Origin of the sequence: Levilactobacillus sp. FUA 3915, assembly GCF_044053135.1 — a bacterium.
GTDB classification, from domain to species: Bacteria; Bacillota; Bacilli; order Lactobacillales; family Lactobacillaceae; genus Levilactobacillus; species Levilactobacillus lanxiensis.
Genome location: NZ_CP168704.1, coordinates 1,031,353 through 1,049,617 on the forward strand (window position 1 = coordinate 1,031,353; position 18,265 = coordinate 1,049,617).

18 protein-coding genes are annotated in these 18,265 nt (G+C 51.8%); 8 read left to right on the forward strand and 10 right to left on the reverse strand.

Annotation, left to right across the window (positions count from 1 at the left end; translation table 11 throughout):
• Positions 1-138: 138 nt before the first annotated feature.
• From ACEPST_RS05020 to ACEPST_RS05030, 3 genes are all read left to right on the forward strand, one after another.
• The gene (locus ACEPST_RS05020; protein ID WP_203638453.1) at positions 139-648 is read left to right on the forward strand and encodes a GtrA family protein; all 510 of its coding nucleotides are present in this window, start codon (positions 139-141) and stop codon (positions 646-648) included.
• 176 nt (positions 649-824) lie between these two features.
• A complete protein-coding gene (locus tag ACEPST_RS05025; RefSeq protein ID WP_204120537.1) occupies positions 825-1,394 on the forward strand; it encodes a cadmium resistance transporter in 570 nt (189 codons plus the stop codon).
• Between the two features lie 95 nt (positions 1,395-1,489).
• Entirely contained in the window at positions 1,490-2,194 is a 705-nt protein-coding gene (locus ACEPST_RS05030; protein ID WP_204120538.1) for a hypothetical protein, read from the forward strand.
• 70 nt (positions 2,195-2,264) lie between these two features.
• On the opposite strand, the gene ACEPST_RS05035 is transcribed toward ACEPST_RS05030, so the two are convergent.
• Positions 2,265-3,200 (reverse strand): ADP-ribosylglycohydrolase family protein, encoded by a 936-nt coding sequence (locus tag ACEPST_RS05035; protein ID WP_395390550.1) that lies wholly within the window; start codon positions 3,198-3,200, stop codon positions 2,265-2,267.
• Positions 3,201-3,299: 99 nt separating this feature from the next.
• Positions 3,300-3,917 (reverse strand): LysE/ArgO family amino acid transporter, encoded by a 618-nt coding sequence (locus ACEPST_RS05040; protein WP_203642748.1) that lies wholly within the window; start codon positions 3,915-3,917, stop codon positions 3,300-3,302.
• Between the two features lie 425 nt (positions 3,918-4,342).
• On the opposite strand from ACEPST_RS05040, the gene abc-f reads away from it, so the two are divergent.
• Positions 4,343-5,845, forward strand: coding sequence for a ribosomal protection-like ABC-F family protein (gene abc-f, locus ACEPST_RS05045; protein ID WP_204120540.1), 1,503 nt, complete (start codon positions 4,343-4,345; stop codon positions 5,843-5,845).
• Positions 5,846-5,968: 123 nt separating this feature from the next.
• Here the strand turns inward: abc-f and ACEPST_RS05050 are convergent, their stop codons facing one another.
• Both ACEPST_RS05050 and ACEPST_RS05055 read right to left on the reverse strand, forming a co-directional pair.
• Positions 5,969-7,225 carry an ATP-binding protein gene (locus ACEPST_RS05050; RefSeq protein ID WP_395390551.1) on the reverse strand — a complete coding sequence of 419 codons (1,257 nt, stop codon included), beginning with the start codon at positions 7,223-7,225 and terminating at the stop codon, positions 5,969-5,971.
• 96 nt (positions 7,226-7,321) lie between these two features.
• Positions 7,322-8,206 (reverse strand): LysR family transcriptional regulator, encoded by an 885-nt coding sequence (locus tag ACEPST_RS05055; RefSeq protein ID WP_204120542.1) that lies wholly within the window; start codon positions 8,204-8,206, stop codon positions 7,322-7,324.
• Positions 8,207-8,650: 444 nt separating this feature from the next.
• On the opposite strand from ACEPST_RS05055, the gene ACEPST_RS05060 reads away from it, so the two are divergent.
• The gene (locus tag ACEPST_RS05060) at positions 8,651-10,288 is read left to right on the forward strand and encodes a malolactic enzyme (RefSeq protein ID WP_204120543.1); all 1,638 of its coding nucleotides are present in this window, start codon (positions 8,651-8,653) and stop codon (positions 10,286-10,288) included.
• A 910-nt stretch (positions 10,289-11,198) separates the two neighbouring features.
• On the opposite strand, the gene ACEPST_RS05065 is transcribed toward ACEPST_RS05060, so the two are convergent.
• From ACEPST_RS05065 to ACEPST_RS05085, 5 genes are all read right to left on the reverse strand, one after another.
• The gene (locus tag ACEPST_RS05065) at positions 11,199-11,561 is read right to left on the reverse strand and encodes a nuclear transport factor 2 family protein (RefSeq protein WP_204120544.1); all 363 of its coding nucleotides are present in this window, start codon (positions 11,559-11,561) and stop codon (positions 11,199-11,201) included.
• A 79-nt stretch (positions 11,562-11,640) separates the two neighbouring features.
• Positions 11,641-12,297 (reverse strand): NAD(P)H-binding protein, encoded by a 657-nt coding sequence (locus ACEPST_RS05070; protein WP_275404326.1) that lies wholly within the window; start codon positions 12,295-12,297, stop codon positions 11,641-11,643.
• 28 nt (positions 12,298-12,325) lie between these two features.
• Positions 12,326-13,666, reverse strand: coding sequence for an MFS transporter (locus ACEPST_RS05075; RefSeq protein WP_204120546.1), 1,341 nt, complete (start codon positions 13,664-13,666; stop codon positions 12,326-12,328).
• A gap of 184 nt (positions 13,667-13,850) precedes the next feature.
• A complete protein-coding gene (locus ACEPST_RS05080; RefSeq protein ID WP_204120547.1) occupies positions 13,851-14,159 on the reverse strand; it encodes a type II toxin-antitoxin system YafQ family toxin in 309 nt (102 codons plus the stop codon).
• A 1-nt stretch (position 14,160) separates the two neighbouring features.
• Positions 14,161-14,457: a type II toxin-antitoxin system RelB/DinJ family antitoxin gene (locus tag ACEPST_RS05085; protein ID WP_204120548.1), complete on the reverse strand. Its 297-nt coding sequence runs from the start codon at positions 14,455-14,457 to the stop codon at positions 14,161-14,163.
• 183 nt (positions 14,458-14,640) lie between these two features.
• Between ACEPST_RS05085 and ACEPST_RS05090 the strand changes: the two genes are divergently transcribed.
• A complete protein-coding gene (locus ACEPST_RS05090) occupies positions 14,641-14,853 on the forward strand; it encodes a type II toxin-antitoxin system Phd/YefM family antitoxin (RefSeq protein WP_204120549.1) in 213 nt (70 codons plus the stop codon).
• Positions 14,854-14,965: 112 nt separating this feature from the next.
• Here the strand turns inward: ACEPST_RS05090 and ACEPST_RS05095 are convergent, their stop codons facing one another.
• Positions 14,966-15,571: a Crp/Fnr family transcriptional regulator gene (locus tag ACEPST_RS05095; protein ID WP_395390552.1), complete on the reverse strand. Its 606-nt coding sequence runs from the start codon at positions 15,569-15,571 to the stop codon at positions 14,966-14,968.
• Positions 15,572-15,637: 66 nt separating this feature from the next.
• Here ACEPST_RS05095 and ACEPST_RS05100 point away from each other — a divergent pair, with 66 nt between their 5' ends.
• Both ACEPST_RS05100 and ACEPST_RS05105 read left to right on the forward strand, forming a co-directional pair.
• Positions 15,638-16,228 carry an NAD(P)H-dependent oxidoreductase gene (locus tag ACEPST_RS05100; protein WP_204120551.1) on the forward strand — a complete coding sequence of 197 codons (591 nt, stop codon included), beginning with the start codon at positions 15,638-15,640 and terminating at the stop codon, positions 16,226-16,228.
• Between the two features lie 200 nt (positions 16,229-16,428).
• Positions 16,429-18,237: a UvrD-helicase domain-containing protein gene (locus tag ACEPST_RS05105; RefSeq protein WP_395390553.1), complete on the forward strand. Its 1,809-nt coding sequence runs from the start codon at positions 16,429-16,431 to the stop codon at positions 18,235-18,237.
• Positions 18,238-18,265: the final 28 nt, after the last annotated feature.

Here is an 18,265-nt window from a genome sequence, read left to right on the forward strand (position 1 = left end):
CATTGCAGTGCCGGCCAAATACGGTATAATTGAGCTAGTAACTACAATTACACGTTTTCATAACTCAGGTGGGGCCAGGGGATTTTCACGACGGTTTCACCCAGCTAAGTGAAACGTCACAGAAAGGTTCCGGAATCTATGGAAAGTCAACCCTTACGTCACGATCACTACCCGGCCTCGCAAGAAGAGTACGAAGCTGAGTTAACCGAAACGGAAAACGAATACGCTGCGCAACTCAAACAAGTCGAGGACAAGGTCCAAGGCCAAGCCGCTCGTTACCTGTTATTTGGGGCTATCTCTGTTGTCATCAACATCACGTTATTCTACCTGTTCTATCACACGATGGGCATTGGCTACCAATTAGCCAACTTCATCGACTGGTTGATCAGTGTCCAATGCTCCTTCTGGTTAGACCGGACATTTGTCTTCAAACACAAGTCCGACAAGCCAATGCGGGAAATGGGCACGTTCTACATGACCCGAATCGCCACGTTCCTGTTGGAAACCGTCATCCTATTCATGGGGATCTCTTGGTTGAACGCCAACGGGACCATGACCAAGGTCATCGGCCACGCGATCGCTTTGGTTTTGAACTTCTTCCTATCTAAGAAGCTCGTATTCAAGAACCAACCCGCTCCGGCTGATTAAATTTATGATTATACACAAAGGTGGTTCATTCCGGTTTATCTGGAATGAACCACCTTTTTTCATGGTCTACTCGCTTCAAATTAACTATGTTTACGTATTATCCCGTTAAAGAACCCATTCACGTCAGACTAAGCGTACAATGGACTTAATTCTACAACACTGAGGAGCCCACCATCATGCTAGTCTTCACCTTAACCGCCATTGGTATCTTCTTGGTTACCGACACCGACGACCTGGTCGTCCTGCTCCTACTGTGGTTAGCAGCGGAGACGACGCGTCAACGACACCGCATTATTCTCGGCCAATATTTGGGGATTCTCACCCTGATTCTGGTCGCCTGGTTAGCTAGCCGGGGCGTCTTACACTACAACCTAGCCGAATGGACGCGCTGGTTGGGGCTAGTTCCCCTGACTTTAGGGATTACCGGTCTATGGCGCTGGTGGCACGCCCGTCACACAACTGGCTTGCCACCAGCCCTAACCCGGGTGGTCAGCTTGCCATTAGTCTGGTCGCTGACTATTGGCAACGGTGGCGACAACCTTAGCATCTACATCCCCTACTTTACGCGGCTCAACCATCCCGAATTTGGTGGCGTCCTGGTCATTTTCCTAACCCTGATTGGCCTCTGGCTGATTGTGAGTCACCGGGTCGCCCAGTCACCCGCTGCTAGTCACTTCTTCGCGCGGTTCGGCGCCTGGTTGTCGCCACTCCTGTTCATTTGCGTGGGTCTCGCCATTTTGCTTTAGCTGTTTCACATGGAACATTTTTGCGGTTACGGCCCACCGCCTCGGCGAATTACGTTATAATTGAGGGACTAAATGCGTTTTTACGGGAGGAAAACATGGACGACGAAGGTGCACCACTCTTCACATTAGGTATCGGTCCGGACGGCGAGCCCTGGGTCAAGGCCGCAGCGGCGACGCAGACCATCAAGGACCCCGCTGCCTATAGCACGGCGCTCGGACTCTTGATCAACGAGATGCGCGACAAGCTCAACCTGACCGATGACAAGGCCTTCCATGCATTCATGGCACTGGCCCTTAAACAGACACCGGAGAGCCCAACTCCCCAGAAAAAACCAGCGACCACCCACGTGACCCTCTCTGGTAAAAACCTGCGGACGGGCCGGCGAGAAACGCATGATATTGCGTTTGCTGATCTAGTCGACGTGGCCGGCAACGAGGACGTTGTTTACCTGACGCTTAAGAACACCATGATGGGCATTATCATGAACGACGCCTATCAGGCCACCAAGCTGGCTATGGGCAAGCGCGACTTCAAGTATTTTCTCGACGAGGCCAACCTGACCTTTGCTCTCTACGCTTACCCCGCCGACATCAAGGCGCTCCACACCATTTTTGCCTACGCCCGGCACCACCAGTTATTTACCAAGCTCGCTACCGATGAGTACGCGGCAGAAGACGTGCCGGATACGCCGGCCGAGTTCGACAATTTCATGCAGTCGGTCTTCGATGACATGTCGGCCGACGACCCGGACGATGGCGGTGCGGGGGATAACGTGGTCCCATTTCGACCGAAAGATTAATTTTAAATAATCAAAGAATCCCTATTTAACGGCAATTATTCGTCGTTAAATAGGGATTTTAATTTGCCCACTAGTCGCCAAATGTAGCCGCAAAGGGCAACATCAGTTTATCCAACAGCTCATGATTCAACGTAACTTGCCACCAGTCCGTTGGCACCGGTTGGTCCGGGTGGGCGACTGACATGAGTGAGCCCGTCACCGTCGCAATCGTATCCACGTCCCCACCCAGATTGACGGCGGCCAACAGCCCGGTCCGCAAATCCTGGTAATTCAAGGCCACCCAGACGGCTGCCTCTAGAGTGTCCACCACGTAACCCGATGTTTTAATTGCAGAAACGGGTAGCTGGCCAAAGCCGCTCGTAAACAATCGCTGGTAGGCTGACAGTTCCTGTGCCATTACCGGGTCGGCAGCAAACACCGTCAGCACTCGTGCCTGCACTGTCTTTAGTGCGGTTGGTAACGCGTGTCCTTGCAATAGTTCGTGAAGGATTTCTAAATAAATGACGCTGCCAACGACTGCTCGCGGATGGCCGTGCGTGACCGTGGTCATGGCAATTGACTGTCGCATGCGCGCATCAATTGGCTGTCTCGCAAGGCTAAATGCCAACGGGGCAATTCGCATCAACGCCCCATTGCCATTGGCGTTTTCTGATGCATCCCCACACTGAACCGCGGGAACGTGGTTAATGGCATGTTGGCGAACGGCATGGGCACAGGTGCGGCCCACATCAAAGGTCACCCCCCGTGGGGTCCATTCACCAAACATCATATAACGTTCAAACTTGTTTAGCAGGTCATCAGCAGTCCCCTGTTCCAAAATATTTTGAATTAAGCACAGGGTCATCGACGTATCATCGGACCAACTCCCCATCGGTTGCGACCAGGTTCCCTCACCAGTCATGCCCAGTAGATGATACTGACCACGCTTTTTCATTTCCGCTGGGACCCCTAAAGCATCGGCAACGGCCGCAACCCGAAGACTATTTAGAATTTCTGATTTTTTCATGGCTCCTCCTTTTAATCGAGAACCTTTCTCCCTCTAATCTACACCTTAAAAAGGACAAACAAAAACGGCCCCCTAGTCTCAGGGACCGTTCACTAATTTCTAAATCACCATCAATACCACTTGGTACAACAAGTAGGCCCCGTAAAGCATCACGACGACCCCGGAAATAATGTTGACCCACATCAGGAAACGTTGTGGCAGGCGTTCCTTCAGGAGTCCCAGAATTAGGGTGATACCGAAGAACCAGATGGCCGTGGCTGAAACCACGCCCGAGATGAATGGCGTGACTTGCGTGTTGCTCAACGACCCCCGCATCGCCCCGAACATCAGACTGGTGTCGATAATGGCTTGCGGATTGGCCCAGGTCACGACCCACGCGTTGATCAAGGATTTTTTCATTGGCAACGGTGTATTGGAGCTCTCTAGCTTAAAGCTCGCCGCCGACCGCAAGATGCCAAACCCAATCCAGATGACCAGTAATCCACCCAGAAACATGATGATTAGTTTAAACATTTCGTGGGCACTGATGATTGCGCCCATGCCGAAGAAACCGGCCAGAGTCAGTGCCGTATCGGCAAACCAGACCATTAACGTGACGGGCCAGGCCCGCTTTAGTGGCTGGTTGATGGCATTGTTAAAGACGAATAAATTTTGCATCCCGATGGAGGATACCAAGGCCAGGCTCAACAGGAGGCCCCGTAAATAAATTGCTGACATATGAACCCACTTTCCCTCTAGGCCCTATGCCGCTAGTTGCCCCGAGATTTTTCCAGTATTCGACAAGCATAACAAACCTTCTGTGAAAATTAAAGAAAAACTAGAATTATCTGAGGGTTAAATAGTTGTTGACCATGCCTTCGGACCAATCCCGGCAATTATGTTATCTTTCACAATTTTCTTCCCAATTATCACGACTTCTAGTTTCCCAGTGAATTCAACTGACAGCAGCCAATTTAACCGTTTTTGCTTGATTTTAATCATTTTCTAATCTAAAATTCATTTAAGCGTTCCGTTAGTCGCTTCTTTCTAGCCGCCAGCGGAACCATCTAAACCGAGAAAGAATGCGATTAATGTGAAGAACGCAGCATCTAACACCCCATTACTGAAGACCCTTAGTCAACCTAGATGGGAAGTCCCGTTATATGCCAAAAATTGCCTTACACCACCTGACCTTCGGCTTTGATACGAATGCCAGCTTACTCTTTGATCACGTTGAGTTAACGTTAGAATCCCAATGGAAACTGGGTTTAGTCGGCCGCAATGGCCGGGGAAAGACCACGCTGTTTAACCTGTTGCGGGGACGCCTGCCTTACCAGGGCACCATCACCGGCAACCAACACTATGTGTATTTTCCCGCCACCGTCGCTGACCCTCACCAGTCGGCCACTGCCGTCCTCCAGGCCATTTCGCCGGTCGCTGATTGGCAGCTTGAACGTGAGCTCCGCCAGCTCGACCTGGACCCCGAACGGCTCACACAACCCTTTGCCTCGCTCTCGGGTGGGGAACAAACCAAGGCGCTCCTCGCCATTTTATTTGCCGACGACCAGGCCTACCCACTGATCGATGAGCCCACCAATCACCTCGACCTGCCCAGTCGCCAACGGGTCGCCGCCTATCTGCGGAGCAAGCGTCAGGGGTTCATCGTCGTCAGTCATGACCGCCACTTTCTCAATCAGGTGACCGACCACACGTTAGCCATCGAACGCCAGCAGGTCATTCTCTACCATGGTAACTTTGCCGTTTACGAGGAGCAAAAACAGCGCCGGGACGCCTTCGAAGAGGAACGCGATGCGCGCTTGAAAAAAGAAGCCGACCGCCTGCAACACGTCGCGACCGACCGCAGTAACTGGGCCAAGATCACCGAAAGCCGCACCCATGGCAATCCTCATGAGAAAAACAGCGGCTGGGGCGCCGTCGGCAGTAGTACCCTCCCCGCAAAAATGATGAAACGGGCCCGCAACCTGGAACGCCGCCGTGACCGGGAACTTAAGGCCACCGAGGGACTCCGCCAAAACATTGAACATGTGACGCCCCTCACCCTGACGCCGGTTGCGACCCACTACCAGCCACTCCTCCACGTCGCCGACTTCTCTTTGTGGTACGGCGACCGGCAGCTATTTCAACCCATCTCGTTTGACCTCGAACAGGGTGACCGGCTCGCCATCATCGGCCCCAATGGTAGCGGCAAATCTTCCTTCCTCCACTATCTGCGGGGGACCTTTACCGGGACCCATACGGGCGTTGCCGAGTTGAAGCCGCAACTGTCCTTGAGCCTGACCCGGCAACTTTCAGCGGACAATCACGGGTCACTGACGGCATTTGCCACGGCCCACCACCTGGACCGCAATGCCTTGTTGAATGCCCTCAAAAAGTTGGGCTTGCCACGTGATGTTTTCCACACCCCCCTCGAGCAAATGAGCATGGGCCAGCAGAAAAAGGTCGAGCTCGCTCAATCGCTGATCACGCCGGCCAACCTGTTCATTTGGGATGAGCCGCTCAACTACCTTGACGTCTTCAATCAGGAGCAACTGACCACCCTGGTGACCACGGCCAGTCCCACGCTATTATTCGTGGAGCACGACCAACAGTTTGTGACGGACGTGGCAACGCAGGTGATTGAATTAAACCCTAAATCTGGCAAGTAGATTCAGCCACTTGATGCAATCGCGTAAATCTAACTAGCAGAAAACGCCTGGGAGCCCTGTCCCAGACGTTTTCTTGTTTGTTCTTATTTTTACGCTGCCGATTTCGCTAGCAACAAGCATGACCTAATTCAACAGCCAATCCACGATATGGACAATCGGAATGCCGGCCACTTCACCCACATCCATCCGGTTGGCTGTAATCAATGTCTTGGGATAGTTGTCATCCAAAGCCTGTAGATTGCCAATCTCACGATTATCCTTGGTGGGCAGCTGCATTGTCACCTGGTAGTAGGCAACCTCGCTTCCCCGTTTCGCGACGAAATCAATTTCTTGATTATCATATTTGCCGACATCAACCCGGTAGCCCCGACGTAGCAGCTCCAGGTAAACAATATTTTCAATCTGGTGGCCGAAGTTATCGCGATAATTACGATTCAACGTGACATTCCGTAACCCGGTGTCAACCGCATAATACTTGGCCGTCGAACGCAGATAATTCTTGCCCCGAAGATCATAGCGCTTGGCCGGGTAAAAAATGAAGGCATCGCAGAGTAACCCCATATAGCGCAATGTTGAGGTCGGATTGACCTTCCATCCCTCATTTTGCAAAACACCTGAAATTTTATTACCAGAGATTGGATTACCGATTTCACTGAGTAAGTACGTTGCCACCTGTGTTAGCATGCCATCGTTTCTAATCGCGGCTCGCTCGTTCACATCCCGTAACAGGATTGAACTGTAAATGCCATCGAGGACACTGCGTTTGACCTCAGCATCGTCAACCAAGGCCACTGCTGGGAATCCGCCCTCTGTCACATAATCATTGAAAGCCAATTCAAGTGGCTTGGTATTTTGCGTGAATTGTAAAAACTCCTTAAAAGATAGTGGGTAAATCGGAATCTCAATCATCCGGCCAGTCAGTAAGGTCGCCAGTTCACCTGAGAGTAAGGATGCGTTTGACCCAGAGACATAGATATCTGCATCAAAATCAACCCGAAAACTATTGATGGCATCCTCCCAGCCAACCACTCGCTGAACCTCATCGAAAAACAAATACATCTTTCGGTGAGCAACCACGTGTTCCGTGACATACTGATACAACGCTTCTTTTGTGAGTAAGTGCTGATACTTCATGGATTCAAAATTGATAAAGATAATCTGATTGGACGCAATCCCGCTTTCTTGCAGGTAATCGCGAAACATCCGTAGCACAAAGGTCTTACCCGATCGACGAACACCGGTAATAACCTTAACAAATTCCGTATCTTGATATTTTTTCAATCGATCCAGGTAAAGTTGCCGAACGACCATGTGGGTCACCCCTAATCCATTTTCTTCAAGTATACTTGAAGAAAATAACAAATCAACGTATTTCTTCAAGTATACTTGAAGAAAATAGGAATTCACCATAGTTCTTCAAGTATGCTTAAAGAAGTCTCAGAAAATCTGACGTGAACAACTCTATGGGTTGCCACCCTATTCTCCCAACGTCGTGCGCAATACCGCCAACACTTGTTGCTGGGCTGGCGTCAACACGTGAGAGTCTCGGTAAACAATGCTGGCAATAAACTCCGGCTGAGCATCATCCAACAATTCCAGCTGAACCACGTCATCACGGTGCTGAGCGCCAGTCGCTGTGAGGAAGGTCACGCCAACATTTTGGGCGACCAAGTTCATGATGACGTGGGTGTCGTTGGCCCGGAAGACTACCTCCGGCCGAAAATGGTTGCGCCGCGTGAACTGGTTAAAGGCTGAGTTGTGGACAAAACTACTATTAAATAGAACAAACTTTTCGTGTTTTAATTCACTAAAGTAAATGCGCTGCCGTTTGGCCAGAGGGTGGCTCGCCGCCACAAAAATCCGAAACGGTTGCCGGTCAAACGCCTCGGCCACTAATGACTTATAGCTCAGCGGCGCCGTGGACCCCAGCAATGCTAGGTCCGCCTGACCGTCTCGCAACGCCTGCCGCAACCATACCGACCCGCCCTCCAGTGTCTGTAGATTGGCCAGCATCCCCTGCGCCTGCAAATGGGCCGCCACCCGCGGAAAGTAGTGATTTTCAATAATCGGGGGCAACCCCAACACGGTCTGATCCTGTGTCAGATGCGTGATTTCCTGGTGCGTCAGGTCGAGTTCGGCCAGAATTGTCCGCGCATGGACCGCCAGTTGCTCACCGCTAGCCGTCACGACCAAATCGTTACGCGTCCGGTCACGCAGCACCAATTTGGTCTGAAATTCCGCCTCCAACCGCTTGATGGCCATGGTAATGGTCGGCTGGGTCACCCCAAAATCTTGCGCCACTTTGGAAAAGTTTTTGGTTTGGGTTAAGTCAGAAAAATAGGCTAAGTCCTTTGTGTTCATTTTTAATCCCCCTAATGTCGGTATTTATAGCTTCATTATAAATTATTTTTATATCAATCGCTATGTTTGACTATAACTAGCCTGGCCCCCTATAGTAGAACTTGTAAGGTTGAAACGGTGATTGACGTTTAGAATCACTAACAGCTAAATTAACATTCACGAATGAATCATTATTAAATAAACAGCACACACCACTTTATGTATTAAACCTATTTCAGCCGCAGGACCGGTGAAAATGAGCTCAGCCGTGGGAGTGGCCTTAGCGGTTTACCGCTTAGACCACTGCTATCTTTGAGACGTGACTTTCGGCTCAAAGTAAGTCTGGAGACCGCCCTTTGGCTCCAGGCGGCGCCCACAGCGTTCCGGCTCAGTTTTCACCGGTCCGGAGGCGCAAACAACGACACGTTTAACCCGTTAAATTGAAATTTGGAGGAAAAATAATTTATGAATTCAGCAGCTAGTATTTTAAATAACCCCTTCTTAAACAAGGGAACCGCCTTTACCACGGCCGAACGCCAAGCCCTTGGCCTCGTCGGCACCCTGCCCAGTCATGTCCAAACGCTGGATGAGCAGGCGACTCAGGCCTATGTCCAGTATCAAAGTAAGGCCAACAACCTTGAGAAACGGCTCTTTTTGATGACCATCTTCAACGAAAACCGGACGCTGTTCTTCAAGCTGATGGCCGACCACGTGGTGGAATTCATGCCCATCGTATACGACCCCACAGTAGCCGACGCCATTGAAGAATACAGCCACCTGTTCACGGACCCACAAAATGCGGCCTTCATTTCCGTGGACGACCCTGACAGCATCGAAGCAACGTTGCAGAACGCCGCTGACGGCCGGGACATCCGCTTGGTCGTGGTCACCGATGCCGAAGGAATTCTGGGCATGGGCGACTGGGGCGTCAACGGGGTCGACATCGCCGTGGGCAAACTGATGGTGTACACCGCTGCGGCTGGTATCGACCCCGCCCAGGTTCTGCCCGTCAGCATTGATGCCGGAACCAACAATCAGAAATTGCTGGACGACCCGTTGTACTTGGGGAACCATCATCGCCGCATGGCCGGTGACGACTACCTCGCTATTATTGATAAATTTGTGACCGCCGAACGCAAGCTGTTCCCCGAATCCCTCCTACACTGGGAAGACTTCGGTCGTGGCAACGCGCAGGTCATTCTCGACAAATATCAAGACCAATTTCTCACCTTTAACGACGATATCCAGGGGACTGGGATGGTTGTACTCGCCGGTATTCTGGGCGCCCTCAACATTTCTCACGAGGCAATCACTGATCAAAAATTCGTGACGTTTGGTGCTGGGACCGCTGGCATGGGGATTGCCAACCAGATTCTCGACGAACTCATGCGGGCCGGCCTGTCCGAGGCCGAAGCTCGTAGCCATTTCTACGCCGTCGACCGTCAGGGCCTGTTGTTCACCGACACCCCTGACCTGACTGCCGCCCAACGGCCGTTCACGCGTGACCGTTCCGAATTTGCCAACGCCGACGAGCTCACGAGCTTAGCCTCCGTGGTACAAACGATTCATCCGACCGTTCTGATTGGGACGTCGACGCAGCCAGGCACGTTTACCGAGGCCATCGTCAAGGACATGGCTGCCCACACGCCACGGCCAATCATTTTCCCACTGTCTAACCCCACGAAACTCGCCGAGGCGACCGCAGCTGACCTAATCAACTGGACGGACGGCCAGGCCCTGATTGCGACCGGGATTCCCGCCGGTAACGTGGATTACCAGGGCACGACCTACCACATTGGTCAGGGCAATAACGCGCTAATGTACCCCGGCTTGGGCTTCGGCCTGATTGCCGCCACGGCCAAGGTTTTGAACGGCGAAACGCTTTCCGCCGCCTGCCATGCTTTGGGTGGCCTGGTCGACGCTAGCCAGCCCGGTGCCGCGGTCTTACCCCCCGTTGACCAACTGACGACCTTCTCCCAGACACTGGCCGAAATTGTGGCCCAAAGCGTCCTGGACCAGGGCCTGAACAAGGAGCCCATTAGTGACGCCAAACAGGCCGTGGCAGCAATGAAGTGGACCCCCGTTTACCCTGAAAATAACTAACCTTAGAAATCCACATAACCGCAACTCGGCTCTGTTCAGAGGACCGTTGTTGTAAAAAAAGATTGATCTCAGCGAACTGAGGTCAATCTTTTTTGGTGCATACCTATTCAATTGGAACAGCCAATCATTAAACTTGAGCCTTACCTATATCAACAAGAATTCATTCAGGGGCAGGACAAGTTAAGCCTATCTGGGTATCGTGAAATCGCACGACAGTTGTCAGTGACCAGAGGCGGATCAAGCTGCCCAGCTGTGTCGGTGGTCTTAGCTGAATGATTTTCTCAGTTTAGCCCACGGGACAACCTTTGAGACCGCTTCTCAGGCTCAAAGTTGAGGTGAAAGCCCGCCTCTCAGGCTGGAACCGGCCCCACAGCAGGGCAGCTTGAATCCGCCGCCGGGAACGAAAGACCAGTGCAGTTTCACCATACCAAACGAAAGGAGGTTGCCTTGTCTTGGATAGCTGTCACGTTACTTGACCTAGTCGCATTTGGCGTCGTTTTGATATCGCTCTGTACTCTGTTGGTGCAACGATTGACGAGCCTCGTTAAGGCTATCGTTAAGTTACAAAAGACGTGGCATGAGTTTAAACATCCGGACAAATAAAAAATCGCCCTCTAAACTTACGACGGTTTAGGACGATTTTTTGTTCGATTCATAACTGTCGGTCGTGAATAACGACTCTGTCATTGGCGGGGGTGGTCCAACACCTTCGCCTTTGTTGCGTTCAGTATACCATGAGAAGCTACTGATTCCTATTATTTAAAACTGAGCAATTACTATCGATCAGTTAATAAGAGACGTGAGAAATTTTCTTGCAACGTCAACAGCCATCTTCCAGTTCACCAATTCTAGTCACTAGTGACTGAGCTGGCATTGTTTCATGTGAAACATTCTGTTCTGTCGGTCAACCCTAATACGTAGTCACGACGGCTGACATGATCTGCCAGTTGCCAGCAACCTGTTGAATCACCATCTCCGTGTTCAACGGCCACGCATGCTGACCACCGCCATGAATGCTGGCAGTGACGCGGTTCTGCCCAACTAATTGCCAGCCCGTAGCGGTCGGTTGCATCGTCACGTGTTCTTCCACAGAGGAAAAGTAACGCATCGTGCCCTGGTCCAGGTCCCGTAGCCATTCCGCCCGTGGCTGAACGTAGCCGGTCATGTGAGTCAGCGTAAAGTCCGGCGCCAGCAAACGGTCCAACGCCGTTGTGTCATCGGCGGCCATGTCGGTATTGTACGCGCGGTACAAATTTAAAATTTCTTCATTCATCTAAATGACCTTCTTCTGATTGATTGCATTCAGGACAGGATTCCTCACCATTTGAAATCCGCTACCAGATATCCAGCCACTATTTCCGGTTAATGCCTAAGCTGTCACGGGAACCCAACGTTACATCATGAGCCAACCGCATCACCAAGTCGGCAATGCTCTTGCGCGACACGTCTTGGCCCCCAAATGGTTCACCCTTCTTAGTGACCTCGTAGTCGGTGTCATTACCGCCATCAAACCAACCGGGACGAATGACCGTGTAGTTCAGGTCGGAGGCTTCAATCACATCCGCCGCCGCTCGGTAACCGCGTAGCATGGGATTGCTTTGCAGGTTACCACTGGCACCCAGACTAGAGGGAATTTCGTTGTAAATGCCCATGGAGGCAATGAACAACAGCCGTTTGACACCAGCCGCATCCATCGCGGTCACCAAGCTTTGGGCCATGCCCGCCAGGTTACCGCTCAAGGCCGCGAACACCACATCTTGGCCCTGCAAGGCCGTCTTCAACGTCGCCGCATCGGTCACACTGCCAGCCAGAGCCCGCTCGCGGTCGGCATTCAGGCTACCCAACCGGTTCGTGCTCCGTGCCATCAGGGTCAGTTGATCGTCCGTATTGTCTAAAAAGTATTGCCGGGTGACACTGCCCACGGAACCCGTTGCGCCAATGATTAAGATGTTTGTCATGCTGATTTCCTCCAACTCGTTTTTGAATAACCTTAGTGTAGTGCCTTGCAGTTACTTCAAGGCAAGCACTATTTTGAAATTAGTTTTTTTGCCGTTCTCCCGGAACAATCAAGAAGATAGCTGCTAACAGCGCCAGCCCCAGCAAGGCGGCACCCATGAGGATGGCGTGCTGGAACCCAACGACTTGCCCACTAAACAAACTCTGTGTCGTCACCAAAACCGACAGCCCAACCGAGCCCCCAATTTGATGCATGACATTGACGACCCCCGAAGCGGCACCGGCGTCAGTCCCCCGCGTATGAGCAACCCCAGCTGCCGTGAAGGGACTCAGGGAAAATCCTTGGCCCACACCGATAACGACCATAGGTGCAGCAATCCCCCACCAGTAACCCGTTTCGAGTGAGAAGAAACTCAACCAGAGCATCCCCGCTGCCGTCAACGCGATCCCGGTGACCAGAAGACCCCCGTTGCCCCATTTAGCCGTCAACCGGGCAACCTGTAGTGCAATAATAAAATTAACGATGGTCAACGGGAAGAAGGCCACGCCGGCCATCAGCGCGCTGAAGCCCAATTGATTTTGCATCAACTGTGGCGTGATGAACCAGAAGCCCATCATCGCGCCCAAGTAGAGGAATCGGCCCACGTAGGCGCCAATCCGCTCACGGTCGGTGAACAATCGCAGCGGCATGATGGGTTGACCCGTCCGGTGCTCTTGGTAAATGAAGAGGGCTAAGAAGAGCACGGCTAATAGAAAGGCCGGAAATTTGGCCCAGTCACCAATGATGCTGTAGACCAAAGCGCTCATCCCAATTAAGGAACTAAAGGTCCCCAGCCAATCTAATTTTCCAGACTGACCATTGTCCTTGTTTAAATGCTTAACGGCCAAATAGAACATCCAGATGCTAATTGGCACGTTCATAAAGAAGCCCACCCGCCAGGTCAACAGACTAGCGAAGATTCCGCCAATGACCAGGCTGACGCTGGCGCCGATACCGGCCATGGCCCCGTAATACGCAATCGCCTTGGTCCGTTCGGCACCCTCGTAGGTATCCATTAAAATCGCCAGCGTGGTTGGTGCCAGAATGGCCGAACCCACGCCTTGAAATGCCCGTGAGGCAATGATCATCGGGGCGTTAACGGCTAACCCGACTAGCAGTGACCCGAGGCCAAACAGAATCAACCCCAGCTCGAAGACCCGCCGCCGGCCGAATAAATCTCCGGCCCGACCACCCAGCAACAGGAACCCACCAAACGTCAGCGAATAGGCGCTGCTAACCCAGGACAGAGTTGCCTGATTTAAGTGTAAGTCTTGGGCAATCTTGACCGTCCCCGTAAAGATGATCGAATTGTCCAAGAGAATCATGAAATAACTCATTAAGATGACCAATAAAATCCAGTCGAATCGTTTTTGCTTTGCCATAATTTTGCTCCTCGTCTTTAAGTTGATGACTAGGAGTTTAGACCTTCACCTGGACTTTAAGGCAAGGTGAAATTTGAATTTTTTACCAACAGCTATAAATTTACAGCTTAACAACCTAAATATGCCAATGATATTGCTCTAACTCGAGACAATGTCATTGGCACATTTTTTAAATCATTAGTCCTCATTTTAACTTTCCTTGAAACAGCTCTTGATGGGAACCAATTCTCATCATTCTAATCTTAGGATGTGTCTTGTGCGGTGCATACAAAACCAAAACATCCGTCTTACCATCTGCTAAGTGAAAATCAAAGTAACCGTTATAATTGCCGCCTCGGTTAACTAAGATATGAGGCTTATATATAGCAGGCACTCTCCCCGAACTTTGCAATTCCCAAAGTGCTTGCCTTAACTCACGAATTAATTCGGGATGTCGCTGTTTGAGAACTTGAAAATCTTTCAAAAACTGTGGCTCAAAGCTTAGCTGATACATCCTACTCCCCGCGATCTAAATAGCTCATCATTTTGTCCACATCTGTAAAGACTGGTGCATCATCCGGAACCAGTCCCAGCTCCTTTGCCTCAGCCAGAACCATCGCTCGTTTAGTAGTCTTATTTGGCTCTGCCTCTTCTGGTGTAATAACCTCGAAAGGTATGCGATTTTGAATCACAAATTGCTTTGCAGCCATAGTCACATAGGTATTTAAACTAATTCCGGCCGCTGACAATCGTTTATCAAGCTCTTTACGGAGATCATCATCTAGCCGTATTGTTGTAGGTGTCGAACTCATGTGAATCACCTCCCGTGACATCATTATAACATACAAATAACATCAAGTAGAGCTAGAAGCTTCCGATTACACCTTTCCTTTTAGCAAAACTCATGCGTCGCACACCACATTAGGCAGGTCATTATTGTTGTAACCAGCCGTCAAGTCCTGTACCGTTTGCTATACAAAGGACGTGATTCGGATATGCCAACCGTAACTTATACACGTTTCAGTAAAAATCTGAAAACATATCTAAAAGCCGTTTACGAGAATCCTGAACCGCTCATCGTCACAACCCCTGGCGGTAAAAATGATGTCGTTGTCCTGTCAGTCCCAGAATACGATTCCTTGATTGAGACGCTAAAAATCACCGCAAACACGTCTCTAATGGCAAAGATCAGACGTAGTGAACAGTAATTTCTCGCAGCCAAATCCAACGAACCTAACACTAACCACTAAAAAGACGTGGCTTAGATTTACCTGAACCCTCAGGATAAGTCTAAACCACGCCTTTTTGAAGCTATCATTGCTAATCTTGTGCCTTCAATCGTGTCCGAATCCGACTCAACGACACCGGCGTCATCCCCAAGTAAGACGCCACCAGGTGTAGCGGCACCCGGTCCAAAATCTCCGGGGCATCGGCTGCCAACTTCTGATAACGCTCAACCGGCGAATACTGAAGCTGGTCGAAGAAAATGTTGCGGTAGGTGATGAACCGTTCGCAAACGAACCGCGTAACAGCGGGTTCAATCGCCGGATACTTTTGTTGAATACGGTCGGCGTCCGTCCGGCTGAGCATCAGGACCTCAGTGTCTTCGAAGCTCTCAATCGAAAAGCCACTGGGCTGTCCCAGGTAGAAGCTTTCAAAGGAAGAAACCAGCTGATTCTCGAAGAAAAATTGGAGAGTTACATCCTTGCCCACACTATTGTGCCAGAGCCGTAGCGCCCCTTGGGTGATGATAAAAATTTCGGTGGCCACGTCCCCCTCCGCGAGTAGCGTCGTGCCGGCAGGAACCTTTTTAGTGACAAACAAATCCTGTAGTTCTGCCCAGTGCGCGCCAATTTCCGGAAATTTTTGGACTAAGTAGGCTGGTGCGACCATGTTGCCGTCCCCTTTCACTGACCCCGTTAACATATGTTAATGCCGATGACGGGTATCCCGTCTATACTCACTGTATTAACTAAAAACGAGGTCTTACTTATGAAAACTGTTATCGTCTTTGATCATCCCTACACCGCAACCGCTGGCAACAACGTGCCCCATCACCGCTCATTCTTAGCAGCGCTGCTACAACGCGTCATGACCCAGTTGCGTCAGGAAAAAAATGAAATTGATTTAATGGATCTCCATGCGGATGGCTTCAACCCGGTCATGTCCGCCACCGACCTCAGTAATTGGCGCCGTGGACAGGCCATTGATCCACAAGTCGCCGACTACCAGCAACGCCTGCTCGCGGCCGACCGCATCATCTTCATGTTCCCAGTTTGGTGGGAAGTCATGCCGGCCATGACCAAGGGTTTTCTCGACAAGGTCTACGCCAAGGGGCAGCTGTATCAGGTCGACACCATGAAGACCAAGCTGACCAAGCAACCGCAGATTGACATCATCACGACCATGAGCACGCCCAACCTACTTTATCGTCTGGTGTTTGGCGCACCTCTAGCCAAGCTCCTCTTCCGGGGCACCTTTTTGAAGACGCGCCTCTGGCATTTCAAATGGCACAACTTCGCCCAGGTCGAGAAGAAAACGTTGGCTCAGCGGCAACACATTCTACAGAAATTCACCATTTAATTCTTAAAAACACGTTCTAACTAATTAAAGTTACAACGTGTTTTTTGTTATTAATCATTAATTTTTACGGTTAAAGGCTGGGCACCACATTTCGGACACCCGTCCCTTTCCCCATATCTATTATACCATGGTCGTCCCACGAAAAACAGACTGGTCATTGCCGTCAAAGCGCGTAAACTAGAGGCCTCGGAGGTGATTGGATGGCACAATCAGAGGCGCACCATCTACAGGAGATTTACCAACGATTAACGACCGACAGTCAGCGACTCACCCAGCAATTGGCCGAACTGACCGCCACGGCCCGCGCCATGAAGCAACAGCTCAATGGTGAGGGCCATCTCGACCTGGGGACTTTCAGTGATCAGCTGGAGACCTTTGCCAGTATCGAGTCCGGCAACCGGCAAATTGATACCCTGAACGCCCGCCACGATACGGCCGTCACCCGTTTGGCCCACGCGCAATTGCTCTTGCCCCAGGCCTACTTTGCCAAGCTGCAACTCGACTTTGGCGACGGCGATGCGGAGGCCCTCTATCTCGGCAAGGTCGGCTACACCGATGAAAATACCAACGACTTGATTTACGATTGGCGGGCCCCCGTGGCCGACGCGTACTACGCCAACCGGACCGGCGCGACCAGCTATCAGGCTAACGGGCGCACCATCCCCGTGACGGTGACGCAACGCCAACAATTTATCATCGATCACGACCAACTCCTACAGGTCATCGACACCAACGTGGCCATCGGCGACCCGCTGTTACTGGACGTCCTCGCCAGCAATCGCAGCGGTGGCCTCCAGGAAATCACGGCCACCATTCAACAGGAACAAAACGCCATTATCCGTGAAAGTCGCCAGCCCACCGTCCTGGTCGACGGCGTGGCCGGCAGTGGCAAGACCTCCGTGCTCCTGCAGCGTGTGGCCTACCAGCTGTACCGTCACCGCGATAGCTGGACGCCGGAAGACATCCTGATTCTGACGCCTAACGTCGCCTTCAGCCGTTACATTCGTGGCGTATTGCCGGCATTAGGTGAGGCCGAACCGCTGAGCACTACCTACCTGCATTTGGTCCAATCCTGGGGTCGACGGTTTGGGATGACCATCCCAACCACCGCTGGCAACCACCTCGCCGAACTGGCCAAAATCATCCAAGACCCCTTGGTCCAAACGCCAGCCGGCCTGGCCCCAGCGGCGTACGCGCAATCCAACGACCGGACGCCGCTCCTGTCCCGCATGCAACGGGCCTGGCGCTGGCTACAGGCCGTCGACCGCGTGCCGGAAGACATCAATCAATGGCTCGACTGGCCAGCATTTGCGCAGGAACTAGGATTGGCTGAACTGACCGCCTATGACCAACTCTATCTTCTCCTTCGCTTCACCAACTTTCAACAAACCACCACCGCGGCACTCTTTGTGGACGAGGCCCAGGACTACGCCGCTGACACCTGGCTATTTCTGACGGCCCTTTACCACAACGCCGACCTCACCATCGTGGGCGACCACCGCCAACGGCTCAAGGGCCAGGCCGTCACCATTGCCGACTACTTTGACCCGGCCCAAACGGCGGTGCGCCACCTCACCACCAGCTACCGCGCAACCGGCGAGATCACGCGGTTCTTCGCCCAGTTTGCGGGTGATTGGCGAACCACGATTCAGGCTGTTCAGACCGCGGGCACAGTGCCTCGAGTCTTAGAAAATGCTGATTTAAAAGACGTGCTTGCGGACCTACCAACGACCGCCGGCCAAAGCATTGGCATCCTGACACCCTCGCCGCAACGGGCAACCGAGCTCGCCGCACAATTGCCAGCCGCCCAACTGCTTACGGGGGAAGGCACCCGAACCGTTCGCCCGGGCATCAACGTGATGCCGCTGACCGTGGCCAAGGGCTTGGAGTTTGACTTCGCCGTGGTTACCGACTGGACGGCCAACTTCTATACGGACGACCCCCTCGGCGACAATCGCCGATATGTGGCGGCTTCACGGGGAACTAAGGGTTTGATCTTGATTAAATAACTAGTTTGCAAAGAGGCTGTGACATAAG